The sequence below is a fragment of the Planococcus sp. TJ-307 genome (assembly GCF_058268435.1).
Genome location: NZ_JBZDOJ010000006.1, coordinates 45,318 through 61,972, shown reverse-complemented (window position 1 = coordinate 61,972; position 16,655 = coordinate 45,318). Strand labels below are relative to the sequence as shown.

The window sequence follows — 16,655 nt, the reverse complement described above, 5'->3', positions numbered from 1 at the left end:
GATTTTATATGAAACGCATATGGTGGATTCCAATCAGCTTGCTGCTGTTGACGGGATGTGTTCCTTCCGGGACCGATGAAGAAGCGGAAGTAATAAATGAGGAAGAAGAAGTAGAGACGGCAATCATTCCAAGCATGCAGCTGAATGATCAGTTTTACCGTACTCTTCTGCCATATAAAGAAAGTGCCACGCGAGGGAAAATCGTCAATCGCTTAAACTCTCGCTATGACATTGCCGAGACTGAAAATGGTTTGCTGCGGTTGTCGCAAAGACAATTTTCACCTGACGATTATTATTTCCAGGAAGGCCAAAAGATTACCGATGAAGATGCGACTGCCTGGCTGCAACGGGCCAGCAGTGACAATGCGGCTGGCCTGAATGCAGCTGACGAACGCACACCGGCACAAAGAGAGGCCGGCGATCGGCCGCCTGCCGAAATACTGGCACACGTCATTGAACAAAACTACTTGGTGAAGACCGATGACGAAACCATCCGGCTTGGCGGCATTTCAGTAGGCTTGGCGCTAAACTCGGTGTATTACAGCTCTGAAGAAGGCATTTCCTACGAGGAAGAAATTCCGCGTGAGCAGATTGAACAAGAGGGCAAGCGTATGGCGGATGAAATCGTCAAGCGCTTGCGTGAAAAAGAAGGCCTTGGCGATGTGCCGATTGTTGTAGGACTTTTCGAACAAAATTCACGCAATGCCATGGTGCCAGGCACTTACTTCTCATATGGTGCAGCTCCAGGCGGCGAGGCAGCTGTAGCGAATTGGACAACAGTTAATGAAGCCTATGTACTGTTTCCAACGTCAGGTACAGATGAACGCTACCGGGATATTGATACGGCATTCCGCAATTTCAAGCAGGATGTCGAAATCTATTTTTCCAATTTCACGAGTGTAATTGGCACTGGGTTTTATCAGGAAAATGAATTGATGGAATTGAAAATTGAAATTCCAATTCAGTTTTATGGAGCAGCTGAAGTAATCGGCTTTACGCAATATGTGACAGGGCTGGTTGTTGAACATTTCCCTGAAAATGTACTGGTTGAAGTCAGTGTAACTTCGACCAATGGACCAGAGGCATTGGTCCTGCGGGAAGCGGGAGAAACTGAGCCGTTTGTTCACATTTACGAATAAGTGCATGAAAACAGGGATGGCCATGCGGCTGTCCCTATTCATTTTTTTAGAAAAATGTTATGATATAGCGTATGTTTACTGAATCCGGAGGTGTAGAAAAATGGCGAAAATGACTAAAGAAGAAGTGATCGAAGTCGCTCACTTGGCAAGATTGGCAATTACTGATGAAGAAGCGGAACATTTTGCAGATCAATTGGAAGCAATTACGAATGCAATGGAGTTGCTCAACGAATTGGATACAGAAAATGTTGAACCAACCACTCATGTTTTGCAAATGGTCAACGTATTGCGCGAAGACAAATCCATTCCTGGATTGGACCGTGAATTGGTTTTGAAAAACGTAAAAGAGCATGAAGGCGGACAAGTAAAAGTCCCAACAATCTTAGAGTAACGGAAGGAGGAACCGTAGATGTCATTGGTAGATAAAACAGCTGCACAACTGCAGGAAATGATACATACGAAAGAAACAACAATTGCTGAACTGACTGAACGAGCATTTGACCGCATCGAGGCCCTCGAGCCAAAAGTAGATGCATTTTTAGCATTGGACAAGGAACGTGCAACACAGCAAGCTGCTGAAATGGACAAAGTGCCGTTTGCTGAACGCGGCCCCTTATTTGGTTTGCCAATTGGCGTAAAAGACAATATTGTAACTGAGGGCCTAGAAACAACGGCTTCGAGCCGGATCCTTGAAGGATTTAACCCGATTTACAATGCAACCGTAGTAGAAAAGCTAAAAGAAGCCGGAATGGTAACCGTCGGCAAATTGAACATGGACGAATTCGCAATGGGTTCTTCCAATGAGAACTCGTACTACAAAAAAACAAAAAACCCATGGAACCTTGAAACCGTTCCAGGCGGTTCTTCAGGCGGCTCTGCAGCTGCTGTTGCAGCAGGAGAAGTACCTTTCACTTTAGGTTCGGATACCGGCGGCTCGATTCGCCAACCTGCAGCGTTCTGTGGTGTGGTTGGCATGAAGCCGACTTACGGACGGGTTTCCCGGTTCGGTCTGATCGCATACGCTTCTTCGTTGGACCAAATTGGCCCAATCACAAGAACCGTTAAAGACAATGCGTTGCTATTGAACGCCATTTCAGGGCATGACGACAAAGATTCAACTTCTGCCAATGTGGAAGTTCCAGATTTCGCTGCTGCTTTGACAGGCGACATTACAGGATTGCGCATCGGCGTTCCAAAAGAATATTTTGCTGAAGGTGTCGGCGAAGCAGCAAAACAAGCTGTTCATGACGCATTGAAAGTATTGGAAGAGCGTGGGGCAATCTGTGAAGAAATCTCACTGCCGCATTCAAAATACGCATTGGCTACTTATTATTTATTGGCGTCATCTGAAGCATCTTCCAACCTGTCCCGTTTTGACGGAATCCGTTACGGATACCGCACCGAGAAAGCAGGAAGCCTGCTTGAGTTTTACATGAATACCCGTTCAGAAGGATTTGGCGATGAAGTCAAGCGCCGCATCATGCTTGGCACATACGCATTGAGTTCAGGGTATTACGATGCTTACTACAAGAAAGCACAAAAAGTCCGTACCTTGATCAAAAAAGATTTTGACGATGCGTTTGAAAAATACGATGTCATCATCGGACCAACAACGCCGACGCCAGCATTTAAAATCGGCGAAATCATTGATGACCCATTGACAATGTACGCCAACGATATTTTGACGATTCCAGTCAATCTTGCGGGTGTGCCCGCAATTTCAATCCCTTGCGGATTCGAAAATGGCTTGCCCCTAGGGCTGCAGATTATTGGGAAATACTTTGATGAAGAAACGGTATACCGAGTTGCTGATGTATTCGAACAAGCAACTGATTTCCATAAAAAAACTCCTCAAACCTGGGAGGGAGCAGCACAATGAATTTCGAAACCATTATTGGGCTTGAAGTCCACGTTGAACTAAAAACAGATTCGAAAATGTTTTCTCCAGCACCTGCTCATTTCGGCGCTGAACCAAACACCAATACCAATGTCGTAGACCTTGGCTATCCAGGCGTTCTGCCGGTAGTCAACAAGCGCGCAGTCGATTGGGCGATGAAAGCGGCACTCGCATTAAACTGTGAGATTACCCGCCACACCAAATTCGACCGCAAAAACTATTTCTATCCAGACAATCCAAAAGCTTACCAGATTTCCCAATTCGACCAGCCGATTGGCGAACACGGCTGGATTGAAATTGAAGTCAAAGGCGAGAAAAAACGCATCGGCATTACACGCCTTCACATGGAAGAAGATGCAGGGAAACTGACGCATACTGGAAATGGCCATTCATTGGTCGACTTTAACCGCCAGGGCACACCGCTGATTGAAATCGTTTCAGAGCCGGATATCCGTACAGCCGATGAAGCTTATGCTTATCTGGAAAAAATCAAAGCGATCATTCAATACACGGGCGTTTCTGATGTACGCATGGAAGAAGGATCATTGCGCTGCGACGCAAACATTTCTCTTCGCCCATTCGGCCAAGATGAATTTGGTACGAAGACAGAACTGAAGAACTTGAACTCATTCAACTTTGTCCGCAAAGGCATTGAGCATGAGCAGGTTCGCCAGGAGCAGGTACTGCTTGCAGGCGGCATCATCGAGCAGGAAACACGCCGCTATGATGAATCGACTGGGAAAACCTTGTTGATGCGCATCAAAGAAGGATCTGACGATTACCGTTACTTCCCGGAACCGGATCTAGTCGACATTGTCATTGACGATGCTTGGTTAGAGCGTGTCCGTGCCGAAATTCCGGAATTGCCGGATGCCCGGAAAGCCCGCTACGTTTCAGAACTTGGCATGTCTTCTTATGACGCCATGGTGCTGACGCTGGCAAAACCGATTTCCGATTTCTTTGAGGCGACGGTAACTGCCGGCGCTGATGCGAAACTGGCTTCCAACTGGTTGATGGGAGAAGTATCAGCTTATCTGAATGCTGAGCAAAAAGAGCTGGAAGATACCGAGTTGACTCCTGAAGGTTTGGCTGGCATGATCAAACTGATTTCTGATGGTACGATTTCATCTAAAATCGCCAAGAAAGTCTTCAAGGAATTGATCGAAAAAGGCGGCGACGCAAACAATATCGTCAAAGCAAAAGGGCTTGTCCAGATTTCGGATGAAAACACCTTGCGTGAATTTGTTACTACGGCACTCGACAGCAACCCACAATCGATCGAAGACTTTAAAAACGGCAAAGACCGCGCAATCGGCTTCCTTGTCGGGCAGATTATGAAGCAAACAAAAGGGCAGGCAAATCCGCCGTTGCTCAATAAAATTCTTCTTGAAGAAATTGCAAAAAGATAAAGAACAGCTTATATGTGAGAAGATGGTCCGTTAGGGGCCATCTTTTTTTATGGGGTATAAAAAAGTACGGTTGTTAACAATCTTTTCGACGAAAGAAATCTGGACTGAATCTATCTGCGGGAACTAAGCTTAAACCAAAAGCGTCTTTTAAAAGATAGTTTTGTGTGCACTATACTCTGGTAAATCCGGGTTTTGGCATCTCTACCTTGAAGACTTTGCCGAGGAACAGTAAACTGGTAATAAAGACAAATGTAGCTAACTGGTACGTACTTTGTATAATAGTGGTAACAGAATAAAGATTTGAATGTATTAGATGAATAACACTGCCATGCCCAGTGCGGGAAACTAACTGAATGGCAAAGCAAGATAAGGGAGATGTGATTGTATGACGATGGAGCAAGAGTATTTCGAAAACGGCATTACTTTAGAAAGTTATATGGCTCAAATGGAGTCAAATCAACAAAAGTCTTACAGTATTTATGAAAAATTTAACCTTCCGGAAGATCCGGAATTTATGGCTTTGCTAAAAAACAAGAAACCTCACGTGTTGGTCATTACCGAAGACTGGTGCGGCGATGCGATGATGAACAATGCCATCCTGAGAAAAATAACAGATGGTGCTGGTTTAGCTGTCCATTGTGTATACCGGGATGAAAACCTGGAATTAATGGACCGGTATCTGACAAACGGCGGCCGCTCAATTCCCAAATACATTATTCTTTCAGAACAAGGCGATGTGTTAGGAGATTGGGGACCGCGAGCAGCTAAAGTCCAAGAGTTTGTCGATGAGAAAAAATCAGTGCTTCCTGAAAAAGATGACCCTCAATATGATCTACATATGAAAACAGTTATTGGCGAGATTTCGGATGGCTTTGTTTCTCACGAAGATTTTTGGCAAATTGTTTATGAAGATTTGCAAGAGGCATTTGAACGAGCGTTAGCATAAAATAAATTTAGCGGAATCCATCAAGGAAACCGTATTTTTTCTTATCTTTACAGAAAGTCCAGAAAGGCTGAATCTGATGAAACGTGCACGCATTATTTACAATCCTACTTCCGGACGTGAGCTTTTCCGGAAACACTTGCCCGAAGTTTTAGAAAAAATGGAGAAGGCTGGCTACGAAACATCCTGCCATGCAACCACCTGCGAAGGCGATGCTATTCAAGCTGCGACATTTGCTGTTGAGCGGAAGTTTGATTTGGTAATCGCTGTTGGCGGAGACGGTACGTTAAATGAAGTTGTTTCAGGAATTGCTAAATTTGAAGACCGTCCCAAAGTTGGCCTCATACCGATGGGAACAACCAATGACTTTGCCCGAGCGGTCCATATTCCGCGAGACATTACAAAAGCGGTGGACATCATATTGAAAGGGGATTCAATCCCCGTGGATATTGGCCTGATGAATGGCGACCGTTATTTTATCAATATTGCAGGCGGAGGCAGACTCACTGAATTGACTTACGAAGTGCCGAGTAAACTGAAAACCGTGCTTGGTCAAATGGCCTATTACTTAAAAGGCATTGAAATGATTCCTTCTATCCGTTCTTCGCGTGTACGCATTGAATACGATGGACAGGTTTTCAATGATAGTGCCATGATGTTTTTGATCGGGTTGACCAACTCAGTTGGCGGATTTGAAAAATTAGCGCCGGATGCCAGCATTAATGACGGTAAGTTTACGTTATTGATTCTTAAAGAACTTAACATGGCGGAGTTTATCCGCGTGGCTTCTTTAGCTTTGCGCGGGGAGCATTTATCAGACCCGCATGTGATTTATGCAAAAGCCAGTAAAATTACGGTAACTACCGAAGAGCGGGTGTTGTTGAACTTGGATGGAGAATATGGCGGGCTTTTGCCTGCTGTGTTCGAAAACTTAGCTGGCCACATTGAAATGTATGTGCCGATCGATTCTTTAAGCGAAAAAGACCGAAAATAAAAAGCTGGAAAACGGAGCTAATCCGTTTTCCAGCTTTTTTTGTTTGAAAGGAAAATCTTGCTTGCTGGAAGGCTTAAAGCAGTTCGATGGCTGTGTCCTGCTCTTCTGCCAACTGCGGCAGGTTTTTAATGGGTTCCCAGCGGAACAGCAAGGTCAATCCGTTGTCGCGGCCGTGGCTCTTAATAGTATGTTCAAACTGCTCAACCGGATCGCCTGTGTATTCAAAATGGAAAATGTTCCGTTCGTAAGCTTTATCCTGATGTTCAGGATAATACGTATACTTATGGATTTTGCCGACAAAATCAATTACTTCGCGGGGTAATCCTGTTTCTTCTTTCACTTCCCTGTACAAAGCATCGATTAACAGTTCATCGTCTTCAATGGTGCCGCCCGGTACTTGCAGCCCAACTTCGGGTTCGCCTTTGTACTCAAAGACAAGCAGTTCCCGGCTTTCTTCAACGCCTCTTGTGATATACGCAAATACTTTCCGTTTTGTTCTCATGATGCCTCACCCTTTTTCTTTATTATCTATAGAATACTAAAAATTGAGAAAAATTTCAATTCTATTTCCATTATCTCTGTCACAGCTTATTCAAAGTTTGGCTTAAAAACAAGGCTTGGGAGGCGTTTTGGAAAGTGGGTTTGATGTACAATAAGAACAAGAGTTACGGTAAATCACACGTTTGAAAAAAAGGAGACGAGTAGATTGGAATTTCAAGATCCGGCTTTTCTGAGTCGCATTCTAACGTTATTGACTTTATCATTCCATATTCTTTACGCAACGATTGGCGTAGGTGTCCCTCTCATGATTATGATTGCCCAGTGGGTGGGTATTAAGAAAAAAGATGAACATTACATTTTGCTGGCTCGCCGTTGGGCCAGAGGATTTGTAATTACGGTTGCAGTAGGTGTCGTTACCGGTACGGCAATTGGTTTGCAGTTATCGTTGCTGTGGCCAAACTTCATGCAATTGGCCGGTAATGTCATTGCTTTGCCATTGTTTATGGAAGTATTCGCATTTTTCTTCGAAGCTATTTTCCTTGGGATTTATCTTTACACATGGGACCGTTTTGAAGATCAACGAAAGCACTTCCTATTGCTTATTCCGGTTGCACTGGGAGCAGCTGCGTCATCTGTATTTATTACCATCGTCAATGCCTTCATGAACCAGCCGCAAGGTTTTGAAATATTGAACGGTGAAATGGTCAACGTCAGCCCGCTGTTGGCTATGTTCAGTCCAGCAGTGCCAACAAAAGTGGCGCACGTTATGGCCACGGCATTTATGACCAGCGCTTTTGTACTGGCTTCTATTGCAGCGCTTCGCATGTTGGGCGGCTCGAATCATATTTATCATAAAAAAGCATTATTTCTAACGATGAAATTAGGATTGGTATTTGCCATCGCTACCGCTTTGATCGGCGATTTTTCTGGTAAATACTTAGCAGAATATCAGCCGGAAAAACTGGCGGCTGCAGAATGGCATTTTGAAACAGAAGAAGATGCTGGTTTGGTTATGTTCGGTATTTTAGACGGCGAAGAGGTCAAGTATGCCATCAGAATCCCTTACGCACTGAGTATTCTGGCACACAGTGATCCGTTTGCTGAAGTGACCGGACTTAACGAATTCCCGGAAGATGAAAGACCCCCGCTTTGGATCCATTATCTTTTTGACACCATGGTGACCATCGGCATGTGGCTGGCATTCTTCTCGTTTGTTTACGTCGTTGCCGCTTTCCGCAATTGGTCGTTTATTCGCACAAGATGGTTCCGTTGGCTCACAGTGGCTGGAGGGCCTTTAGCGCTCATTGCCATTGAGGCAGGATGGTGGTTCACGGAAGTGGGACGCCAGCCTTGGATTCTTAGAGGCCATATGAGGGTAAGTGAAGGAGCAACCACCAGCGGAAATGTCGATTTGATGATTATTTTGTTTGCTGGCTTGTACCTTATTCTTGGTATCGGTACAGTCGTTGTCTTAACCCGGATGTACAAACGCAACCCGGTTGAAAAAGAGTTGGAGGCACGTAAATCCAGCAAGGGCGGTGAAGAAGAATGACATTAGAAATTATTGGCATATCCGTACTTTGGCTGTTTCTGTTTCTCTATGTCATCGTGGCGTCGATCGATTTTGGCGGCGGCTTCTTCAATGCTTATAGTGCGTTCGTTGGCAAACAGCATATTTTGACGGGAGTTATTCAGCGCTACTTGTCGCCGGTCTGGGAAGTGACCAATGTCTTCTTTGTGTTCTTCTTTGTCGGTGTCATTGGTTTTTTCCCGCAGACCGCTTTCTATTACGGCACAACGCTGCTGGTTCCAGCCAGTTTGGCGCTTATTCTGTTGGCAATTCGTGGTTCTTACTACGCATTTGCAACGTATGGCGCTAAAATCAATCATCGAGGCTACATTTATATGTACGGCTTGTCCGGTCTTTTGCTGCCGGCTGCCTTGTCGCCAGTACTCGCCATGTCTGAAGGCGGATTTATCTTTATGGATGACGGACAGCCTTACCTGGACTACTGGGCATTGTTCACAAGTCCGTTGATGTGGAGCATAGTGGTTTTGAGTTTGACTGCAGTTCTCTACATTTCATCGGTTTTCTTGACTTGGTATTCCGCTAAAGCCGGTGATGTGAAAGCTACTGATTTGATGCGCAAGTATGCATTGGTTTGGGCGGCTCCTGCCATCATCACAGCGACCGGAATTATCTATGAATTGCGCAGCCACAACCCTGAGCATTTTGCGCGTATTCTTGATTTGTGGTGGGCATTTGCCGTATCGTTCCTATTGTTCGCTGGAACGGTCTACTTGGTTTGGAAAAAGCGCCATTACGGGTGGGCTTTCATACTGCTGGTAGGACAGTTCTTTACCGCGTTTTTCGCATACGGCGCGTCGCATTATCCGTATTTGCTGTATCCGTATTTGACGATCTACGACAGCTTTACAAATGAAGCCATGGCAATTGCGCTGATCATTGCGTTTATCGCAGGCCTTTGCCTGTTGCTGCCATCGCTTTACTTGTTGTTCCGTCTGTTCTTGTTTGATAAAGATTACATTGAAGGCAAATCGGATTATCACGCATAGAGGAGGAATTGTTTATGCAGGATTTCATGATATTTTATGCACCATTTCTGGTGTTGTTCGGAGCCATCATTTTTGGTTTCTGGTTCTCGCTGAAAGATGGTCCCGCCACCAAAGACCGGGACTAAGAGCGCGTGCAGGCTTTTGCCTGCCGCGTTTTTTCTTGTTTAAATAAAATTTACAACTCTTTGTTTATTGTCTAGACTTTAGTGCCCAAATTCTAGGGTCATAAGCCATTCTGGCTATGCGGCTGAAAACATGCCACTTCGCCAGAATGTCTTATGCCCGTCGAATTTAAGACGGGCACTTTCGCTTTTCTTGTTGTATGATAAGTAGATGTGAAATGGAGTGAATAGTTTTGAAACCAGTGAATAAAAATGATCGGATCACGGTCCATGTAGAAGACTTAACGCATGACGGTGCGGGTGTAGCGAAAGTTGACGGCTACCCGTTATTTATCCCAGGCGCTTTGCCGGGAGAAGATGTGTTGGTCCATGTAGTAAAGACGTTGAAATCTTATGGCTTTGCGAAGCTCATTGACATACAACAAGCTTCACCTTTTCGTGTGGCTGCACCTTGCCCGGTGTTTGATACGTGCGGCGGCTGCCAGATTCAGCACCTTTCTTACGAAGGGCAGATGACGTTCAAGCAGAAATTGGTACGCGATGCTATTACCCGTATTGGTAAGTTGCCGGACGTGCCAGTTCATCCGGTAAAAGGTATGGATGATCCGTGGCGTTACCGCAATAAATCTCAGATTCCATTTGGTACGCAAAACGGCAACGTGGTGGCCGGATTTTATCAGCCGCGTTCGCATGACATTGCAGATACGGATATTTGCCTCATCCAGACACCGGAAGCAGACGCTATTATGGTGTCGTTGAAAAAGAATTTGGCTGAACTAGGAATCGAACCATATGAAGAAGCGACCCACCGCGGAATGCTGCGCCATGTAGTTGTGCGGAAAGCCCGGGCGACTGGAGAAATTATGGTAGTACTCGTTACCAAGAAAAAGAAATTCTCACAGGCAGCACGTGCGGTTGAGTTGATTCAAAAGACAGTTCCAGAAGTGACATCGATTGTCCAAAACATCAACACAGAAAAAACCAATGTTATTTTTGGAGATGAGACCTTGACGCTTTGGGGCAAAGACGTGATAGAAGACCAAATCGGCGATGTCCGTTTTGAAATATCCGCACGTTCTTTCTACCAGATCAATCCCGAGCAGACAGAAGTCCTTTACGGGCAAGCGCTCCAATATGCGCAATTGACCGGCCAAGAAACCGTCATTGATGCGTACTGTGGCATCGGAACGATTTCACTGTTTCTCGCACAGCGCGCTAAATTTGTCATGGGTGTCGAAATAGTTCCGCAGGCGATTGAAGATGCAAAGCGGAACGCTGAGTTGAACAGCTTATCCAATACGCTGTTCGAAGCGGGGCCTGCTGAACAAGTCATACCGCGTTGGTACAAAGAAGGCAAGAAGGCAGACGTATTGGTCGTTGATCCGCCAAGAAAAGGTTGTGATGAACAATTGCTGCGGACCATCCTTAAGCAGCGCCCGGCGCGCGTGGTTTATGTATCCTGCAACCCGGCAACCTTAGCACGTGATTTGCGGATACTGGAAGACGGCGGTTACCGTACGAAAGAAGTGCAGCCTGTTGACATGTTCCCGCAATCCACACATTGTGAAGCAGTAGCTTGGCTGGAACTGGCGTAACAAAAAGACCCAATCAGTGTTTCAGGCTGATTGGGTCTTTTTACTTTCAGTCAAAAATGACATTTTATTCAGTTACAGGTTTTAAGCAAACAGAGTATAGGGTAAAGAAAAAGGAGTGCTTCTAAAAGGAGAGAACGATGAAAATGGAACAGATACCAGAGTCAAAATTCACAGACAAACGTGAAACCGTCATTCAAGGGTTGGTCGAACAGAATATCTTTAAAATTAACGGACGCCAACTATATGAAACTTCACTTTACGAACTGCTGAAAACCTATACAGAAACTAACCAAGCCGGCTGATGCCGGTTTTTTTGTGGATTTTGCTGTATGAAATAAAACTGAGGAGCAGGTTGAAGCACGATCTACAGGAAGTAAAGTGCCCGCACTGGCTGGAACTACACATCACTATTCAATTTAGGTAAACCTTATTTAGATTTAGGAGCGAAGCCATTGAGGCTTTGCTCTTTTTAGTTGATGTCGGCTAAATGTTTCCAAATTTGCTCGATCATAATCGACAGTTCCGATTCGATTCGATCGTCATTGGCGAGTGTCGTCAGAACGCTTTCAATCAATGCTTTGCGTGGCATCTCTGCTGCCAGTTCACTTGAAAGAAATTGTGTCAGCTGTTTGATATTTTCCTGATTTTTTAATTTTAGCGCGTACTGTTCAAGCAAAGGAGAAAGCTCTTCTAGGGTGATGTCGTCAGCTGGCGTAGCGAGCGGCAGTTTCAACTCCCCGAAAAAAGTATCTTTTGCTGCTATTTGAAGAGCAATTGTTGCTTGCAGTCGACGAATAACGAAAGAAGAAAGTTTGTCTGCTGGCAAATTCTCGACAGATACAAGACGCCATAGGTGAATCAGTTGTTGAACGTATCCATGGACAAATGCTGCATTTTCCAAAGCATACGGTGCTGCCTCTTTACCGAAAACATCGACGATTCGCGAAGAAATCCATTCCATTTCCAATGAATACTGTTTGACGGAAAAGGATTTCAACTCCGGATCTTGCGAATAGAAAATGCTTTCGTAAAGCGCGAACAGGTTTTTTTCAAGGTTCAGTTTGATGCGGATATACAATTGTTCGGCCAAAACTTCCGGATCGTTGGCAGACATTCCAACAGCAGCTGCCATCCGCCGCTGCCGGATTTCGCTGCCAATCGATTCCATGATTGCCATGAGGCATTCGGATTTAGAACCGAAATAATTGTAAAACGTTCCTTTCGATACTTTAGCTCCATCCAAAATGTCTTGAATAGAAGAAGAGTTATAACCTTTATTGATGAAAAGCTCGTAGGCTGCATTTAAAATTTGTTGTTTTTTCGGATTCATTTACCTCACCTTTATACCGTTAGTATACTTTTATTATAGCTTAAAAAACCTGTTAAATCAATGTTTCGTAAAATTTATAGCAATATGCTTGAATTAAATGTACAGCAGGTATAGAATAATGCAATGGAGAAATAGACAAAAATAAACAGTATTATTTACGGAGGAAGCATGAATATGAACAATCAGAAAAAAACACCTTATGGCATTATAGCCATTCTCTTTAGCGGCGCATTTGTCGCCATCTTTAATCAAACCTTATTAAACATTGCATTGCCTGAAATTATGCTGGATTTGAATATCGACGCTTCTACAGCGCAATGGCTCGTAACAGGCTATATGCTGGTCAACGGGATTTTGATCCCGGCCAGTGCTTATTTTATTCAGCGCTACTCGAACCGCTCTATTTTTATCGTCGCGATGTCGCTGTTTGCGCTCGGAACCTTACTGGCGGCAGTGGCTCCTATATTCAGCATCTTACTAGTCGGAAGAATGATTCAAGCGGCTGGCGCTGCCTTGATGATGCCTTTATTGATGAATGTTATGCTGGCCGCTTTTCCAGTTGAAAAACGCGGATCTGCGATGGGCGTGTTCGGCCTGGTTATGGTTGTTGCACCTGCAATCGGCCCGACCTTATCCGGATTTATCGTTGAGCACTATTCGTGGCGCGTGCTTTTCTGGGTAGTCTTGCCGGTCGCTTTAATTCCACTAGCGTTGGGTATTTTCAAATTAAAAAACCTGACATTTCAAAACAGAGAAATATCGCTTGACAAAGCTTCGTTGGCACTTTCCAGCTTAGGTTTCGGCGGTGTGTTATATGGATTTAGTTCGGCAGGGACGCTGGGTTGGAGCGATCCGGTAGTTGTGGCAACGATTGTGATTGGTGTCATATCGCTGATTGTTTTTGGTTTGCGCCAGTTGAAATTAGATGAACCTCTGCTGGAAATTCGAATTTACAAATACCCGATGTTTGCCTTGTCATCAGCGATTTCAATCGCACTTTCCATGTCGATGTTCTCAGCGATGATCTTAATGCCAATTTATATTCAGACCATTAAAGGAATCTCGCCAATCGATTCAGGTTTGCTGATGCTTCCCGGCGCTTTGGCCATGGGCTTGATGTCGCCGATTACCGGGCGGCTGTTTGACCGGTTCGGCGCAAAAGTGCTGGCTATACCGGGTTTGGCAATTGTGGTCATCACTACCTATATGTTCAGCCAACTAAGCTTGGACTCCAGTTACATTAGCATCATGCTGATGTACACGCTGCGGATGTTCGGCATTTCGATGGTCATGATGCCGGTTATGACAAACGGCTTGAATACATTGCCGATGAAATCCTATCCGCATGGAACGGCAATCAACAACACCTTGCAGCAAGTGGCCGGTGCGGTTGGTTCTGCTTTCCTTATTACCATTATGAACACACGTACCGATTCAACAGCACAAACCTTGGCAGCGGAAGGGGCTGCTCCTGAAAGCATCATGAACATTGCCATGCTTGACGGTATTAACTTTGCCTTCTTCGTATCGACGTTTATCGCTTTGGTGGCATTGGTCTTAGCGTTCTTTATTAAAAAACCGGTGCTACAGGCAACGGAAACAGAAAAAGAAGTTGTTTATAGACAACAAGAAGCAACCGAATAATCTAGGAGGCCAGCCGCTGGTAAGGCTGGCCTTTTGCGTATCAAAAAAGGCGTTAAAACAGCTAATATGGTACACTAGAAGCATTGAAAAAAAGGTGGAATCGCAAATGACTTTTATAAAAGAATTGAGCCCCTTGTGGCAAGAAAAATGGGAAAAAGCAGGATTTGAAGCGGCAATGCCGATTCAGGAACAGATGATTCCGGAAATGTTGGCTGGCAATGATATCGTTGCAGAATCTCCAACAGGTTCAGGAAAAACCTTGGCATATGTACTGCCAATCTTACAGCGCGTCAACCCTGAAAAAAAGGCAATCCAAGCCATGATTGTAGCTCCGTCACAGGAGTTGTCGATGCAGATCGTCAATGTATTGCGGGAGTGGACAGAAGGAACAGACGTCACCGTGACGCAATTAATTGGGGGAGCCAATATACAACGCCAATTGGACACGCTCAAGAAAAAACCGACCATTGTTGTGGGTACGCCAGGGCGCCTAAATGAATTGGTTAAAACCAAAAAATTGAAAATGCACGAAATCCGGATGTTGGTCTTGGATGAAGGCGACCAGCTGATGGCTCGTGAACACCGCGGCATCATGAAAGACTTGATTGAAAAAACGCAGCACGACCGCCAATTGGTTTTGGTTTCAGCTACAATTACCGAAGAAATCGAATTGGTGGCCGAACGGTTGATGCAGCATCCGACACGCTTGCAAGTAACTGCGGAGGATCTGCCGATGTTCGGCAAAGTGACGCACTCATTTGTCAAAGTGGATGAGCGCGACAAAACCGAATTGCTGCGCAGCATTTCACATATTCCAGGCATGAAGGGATTGGCATTCGTCAACAACCTGGACCAATTGCTGATGAAGGAAAATAAATTGAAGTTCCGTGATGCGAAGATTGTCACCTTGCATTCGGAAATGAAAAAAGATGAGCGCAAAAAAGCATTGGACGCTTTCCGAAAAGGAGAAGTAGCTGTATTGATTGCAACAGAAGTGGCTGCCCGCGGATTGGATATCGATCAAGTAACACATGTTATCCATGTAGATGTGCCGCAAACGGTCGAGCAGTACTTGCACCGTTCAGGCAGAACAGGAAGAGCCGGAGCGGACGGGGAAGTGTTGACCCTCTTGGCATATTCCGATGAACGCCATTACAAAAAATTCACTAAAGAATTGCCTTCGAAAACCGTCCAGAAAGTAATCCATGGCGGGAAATTGATCGAAGGTTCCAGCAAAACGATTGCGGCAAAGGGGAATAAACGATGAACTTCCAGGAGAAACTTGAACAATATGCTGACTTGACTGTTTCGATAGGGTTGAATGTTCAAAAAGGACAAGTAGTTGTCATCAACACAACAACCGATACACTGGAATTTACGCGAATGGTTGTCAGAAAAGCCTATGAAGCAGGTGCTAAACGAGTACAGGTCAATTACGAAGACCCAGTGCAGACACGGACACATTTCGAATTGGCGCCTGATGATGCGTTCACAGAATACCCGGAATGGTCTGTCGTCCAGCGTGATGAAGTAATCAATACGGGCGGTTCTTTCCTATGGATTGATGCAGAAGATCCGGATTTGTTAACTGGAATTCCAGCGAAACGATTGGCTGATTCGCAAAAATCTGCCGGAAAAGCATTGGAACGTTACCGCCAGGCAGTTGGAACCGATAAAGTCGCGTGGTCAATTGTAGCCATTCCATCGCCGAAATGGGCGCAAAAAGTTTTTCCGGATTTGCCCGCGGAGAAGCAGATGGAAGCTCTTTGGCAGGCTATTTTCCAAACGGTTCGCATTGGTGAAGGAGATGCGGTCGAAGCGTGGAAAAACCACATCGCGCTGCTGGAGCAGCGTGCTTCTCAATTGAACGAAAAACGCTACATGAAATTACATTACAGTGCTCCAGGAACAGACTTGACGATCGAACTGCCGGACAAGCATATTTGGATGTCCGGCGCGTCAAAAACACCTCAAGGCAATCCGTTTATCGCCAATATGCCAACAGAGGAAGTGTATACCGTCCCGTTAAAACACGGAGTGGATGGCACGGTCCGCAATACCAAGCCTTTGGTGTACCAAGGGAATGTGATTGATGGCTTTACGCTGACGTTTGAAAAAGGAAAAATTGTCGACGCACAAGCGGAGACCGGGCAAGAACTGCTCAACGAAATGATCAGTGCAGATGAGGGAGCAGCTTATTTGGGAGAAGTGGCTTTAGTGCCGTACCATTCGCCGATTTCTGACTCGAACATACTGTTTTACAATACGCTGTTTGATGAAAATGCTTCGAATCATTTGGCAATTGGTGATTCTTATCCAACTTGCTACGAAGATGCGCGTGATTTGGAACGCCAACAATTGGCAGCCATCGGTTTGAATACTTCGATTGTCCATGAGGATTTTATGATTGGCAGTGACAAGATGGATATTGATGGCATTACAGCAGATGGTTCAAAAGAGCCCATCTTCCGCAATGGAAACTGGGCATTCTAAGAGGTGATTGA

Annotated in this window: 16 protein-coding genes; 14 read left to right on the top strand and 2 right to left on the bottom strand. The window is 45.1% G+C overall.

All coding sequences use genetic code 11. The features are described from left to right. The first annotated feature begins 8 nt into the window (after positions 1 to 8). The 6 genes from AC4EHK_RS17435 (at position 9) to AC4EHK_RS17410 (ending at position 6,382) form a co-directional block, all read left to right on the top strand. Complete coding sequence (locus tag AC4EHK_RS17435; protein WP_490980025.1) at positions 9 to 1,139, top strand: CamS family sex pheromone protein; 1,131 nt, start codon at positions 9 to 11, stop codon at positions 1,137 to 1,139. Positions 1,140 to 1,239: 100 nt separating this feature from the next. Next, positions 1,240 to 1,530 carry an Asp-tRNA(Asn)/Glu-tRNA(Gln) amidotransferase subunit GatC gene (gatC, locus tag AC4EHK_RS17430; RefSeq protein WP_215102732.1) on the top strand — a complete coding sequence of 97 codons (291 nt, stop codon included), beginning with the start codon at positions 1,240 to 1,242 and terminating at the stop codon, positions 1,528 to 1,530. 57 nt (positions 1,531 to 1,587) lie between these two features. Further along, entirely contained in the window at positions 1,588 to 3,018 is a 1,431-nt protein-coding gene (gene gatA / locus AC4EHK_RS17425; protein WP_490980050.1) for an Asp-tRNA(Asn)/Glu-tRNA(Gln) amidotransferase subunit GatA, read from the top strand. Next, positions 3,015 to 4,445 carry an Asp-tRNA(Asn)/Glu-tRNA(Gln) amidotransferase subunit GatB gene (gene gatB, locus AC4EHK_RS17420; protein ID WP_490980024.1) on the top strand — a complete coding sequence of 477 codons (1,431 nt, stop codon included), beginning with the start codon at positions 3,015 to 3,017 and terminating at the stop codon, positions 4,443 to 4,445. Before gatA ends, gatB begins: the two co-directional genes overlap by 4 nt. 385 nt (positions 4,446 to 4,830) lie before the next feature. Then, a complete protein-coding gene (locus AC4EHK_RS17415; RefSeq protein WP_490980023.1) occupies positions 4,831 to 5,391 on the top strand; it encodes a thioredoxin family protein in 561 nt (186 codons plus the stop codon). A gap of 76 nt (positions 5,392 to 5,467) precedes the next feature. Next, complete coding sequence (locus AC4EHK_RS17410; protein WP_490980022.1) at positions 5,468 to 6,382, top strand: diacylglycerol kinase; 915 nt, start codon at positions 5,468 to 5,470, stop codon at positions 6,380 to 6,382. A 73-nt stretch (positions 6,383 to 6,455) separates the two neighbouring features. Here the strand turns inward: AC4EHK_RS17410 and AC4EHK_RS17405 are convergent, their stop codons facing one another. After that, entirely contained in the window at positions 6,456 to 6,884 is a 429-nt protein-coding gene (locus AC4EHK_RS17405; protein ID WP_490980021.1) for an NUDIX hydrolase, read from the bottom strand. A gap of 204 nt (positions 6,885 to 7,088) precedes the next feature. Between AC4EHK_RS17405 and AC4EHK_RS17400 the strand changes: the two genes are divergently transcribed. The 5 genes from AC4EHK_RS17400 (at position 7,089) to fbpA (ending at position 11,479) form a co-directional block, all read left to right on the top strand. Then, positions 7,089 to 8,435, top strand: a complete 1,347-nt coding sequence (locus tag AC4EHK_RS17400; protein WP_490980020.1) for a cytochrome ubiquinol oxidase subunit I — start codon at positions 7,089 to 7,091, stop codon at positions 8,433 to 8,435. Continuing rightward, positions 8,432 to 9,460, top strand: a complete 1,029-nt coding sequence (locus tag AC4EHK_RS17395) for a cytochrome d ubiquinol oxidase subunit II (protein WP_490980019.1) — start codon at positions 8,432 to 8,434, stop codon at positions 9,458 to 9,460. The genes AC4EHK_RS17400 and AC4EHK_RS17395 overlap by 4 nt, the downstream gene beginning before the upstream one ends. 14 nt (positions 9,461 to 9,474) lie before the next feature. After that, positions 9,475 to 9,585, top strand: coding sequence for a cytochrome bd oxidase small subunit CydS family protein (gene cydS / locus AC4EHK_RS17390; RefSeq protein ID WP_394122031.1), 111 nt, complete (start codon positions 9,475 to 9,477; stop codon positions 9,583 to 9,585). A 230-nt stretch (positions 9,586 to 9,815) separates the two neighbouring features. Beyond that, the gene (gene rlmD / locus AC4EHK_RS17385) at positions 9,816 to 11,177 is read left to right on the top strand and encodes a 23S rRNA (uracil(1939)-C(5))-methyltransferase RlmD (RefSeq protein WP_490980018.1); all 1,362 of its coding nucleotides are present in this window, start codon (positions 9,816 to 9,818) and stop codon (positions 11,175 to 11,177) included. Positions 11,178 to 11,320: 143 nt separating this feature from the next. Beyond that, positions 11,321 to 11,479: a Fur-regulated basic protein FbpA gene (fbpA, locus tag AC4EHK_RS17380; RefSeq protein WP_490980017.1), complete on the top strand. Its 159-nt coding sequence runs from the start codon at positions 11,321 to 11,323 to the stop codon at positions 11,477 to 11,479. A 167-nt stretch (positions 11,480 to 11,646) separates the two neighbouring features. On the opposite strand, the gene AC4EHK_RS17375 is transcribed toward fbpA, so the two are convergent. Beyond that, positions 11,647 to 12,507 carry a TetR/AcrR family transcriptional regulator gene (locus AC4EHK_RS17375; protein ID WP_490980016.1) on the bottom strand — a complete coding sequence of 287 codons (861 nt, stop codon included), beginning with the start codon at positions 12,505 to 12,507 and terminating at the stop codon, positions 11,647 to 11,649. A gap of 174 nt (positions 12,508 to 12,681) precedes the next feature. On the opposite strand from AC4EHK_RS17375, the gene AC4EHK_RS17370 reads away from it, so the two are divergent. The 3 genes from AC4EHK_RS17370 (at position 12,682) to AC4EHK_RS17360 (ending at position 16,644) form a co-directional block, all read left to right on the top strand. After that, entirely contained in the window at positions 12,682 to 14,151 is a 1,470-nt protein-coding gene (locus tag AC4EHK_RS17370; protein ID WP_490980015.1) for an MDR family MFS transporter, read from the top strand. A 106-nt stretch (positions 14,152 to 14,257) separates the two neighbouring features. Continuing rightward, complete coding sequence (locus AC4EHK_RS17365) at positions 14,258 to 15,418, top strand: DEAD/DEAH box helicase (RefSeq protein WP_490980014.1); 1,161 nt, start codon at positions 14,258 to 14,260, stop codon at positions 15,416 to 15,418. Next, a complete protein-coding gene (locus tag AC4EHK_RS17360; RefSeq protein ID WP_490980013.1) occupies positions 15,415 to 16,644 on the top strand; it encodes an aminopeptidase in 1,230 nt (409 codons plus the stop codon). The genes AC4EHK_RS17365 and AC4EHK_RS17360 overlap by 4 nt, the downstream gene beginning before the upstream one ends. Positions 16,645 to 16,655: the final 11 nt, after the last annotated feature.

Coding starts and splice junctions, on each gene's coding strand:
- AC4EHK_RS17365 (WP_490980014.1), top strand. CDS start 14,258: ATGACTTTTATAAAAGAATTGAGCCCCTTGTGGCAAGAAAAATGGGAA.
- AC4EHK_RS17370 (WP_490980015.1), top strand. CDS start 12,682: ATGAACAATCAGAAAAAAACACCTTATGGCATTATAGCCATTCTCTTT.
- gatC (WP_215102732.1), top strand. CDS start 1,240: ATGGCGAAAATGACTAAAGAAGAAGTGATCGAAGTCGCTCACTTGGCA.
- AC4EHK_RS17360 (WP_490980013.1), top strand. CDS start 15,415: ATGAACTTCCAGGAGAAACTTGAACAATATGCTGACTTGACTGTTTCG.
- AC4EHK_RS17415 (WP_490980023.1), top strand. CDS start 4,831: ATGACGATGGAGCAAGAGTATTTCGAAAACGGCATTACTTTAGAAAGT.
- AC4EHK_RS17405 (WP_490980021.1), bottom strand. CDS start 6,884: ATGAGAACAAAACGGAAAGTATTTGCGTATATCACAAGAGGCGTTGAA.
- gatB (WP_490980024.1), top strand. CDS start 3,015: ATGAATTTCGAAACCATTATTGGGCTTGAAGTCCACGTTGAACTAAAA.
- gatA (WP_490980050.1), top strand. CDS start 1,588: ATGATACATACGAAAGAAACAACAATTGCTGAACTGACTGAACGAGCA.
- AC4EHK_RS17375 (WP_490980016.1), bottom strand. CDS start 12,507: ATGAATCCGAAAAAACAACAAATTTTAAATGCAGCCTACGAGCTTTTC.
- AC4EHK_RS17410 (WP_490980022.1), top strand. CDS start 5,468: ATGAAACGTGCACGCATTATTTACAATCCTACTTCCGGACGTGAGCTT.
- cydS (WP_394122031.1), top strand. CDS start 9,475: ATGCAGGATTTCATGATATTTTATGCACCATTTCTGGTGTTGTTCGGA.
- AC4EHK_RS17395 (WP_490980019.1), top strand. CDS start 8,432: ATGACATTAGAAATTATTGGCATATCCGTACTTTGGCTGTTTCTGTTT.
- fbpA (WP_490980017.1), top strand. CDS start 11,321: ATGGAACAGATACCAGAGTCAAAATTCACAGACAAACGTGAAACCGTC.
- AC4EHK_RS17435 (WP_490980025.1), top strand. CDS start 9: ATGAAACGCATATGGTGGATTCCAATCAGCTTGCTGCTGTTGACGGGA.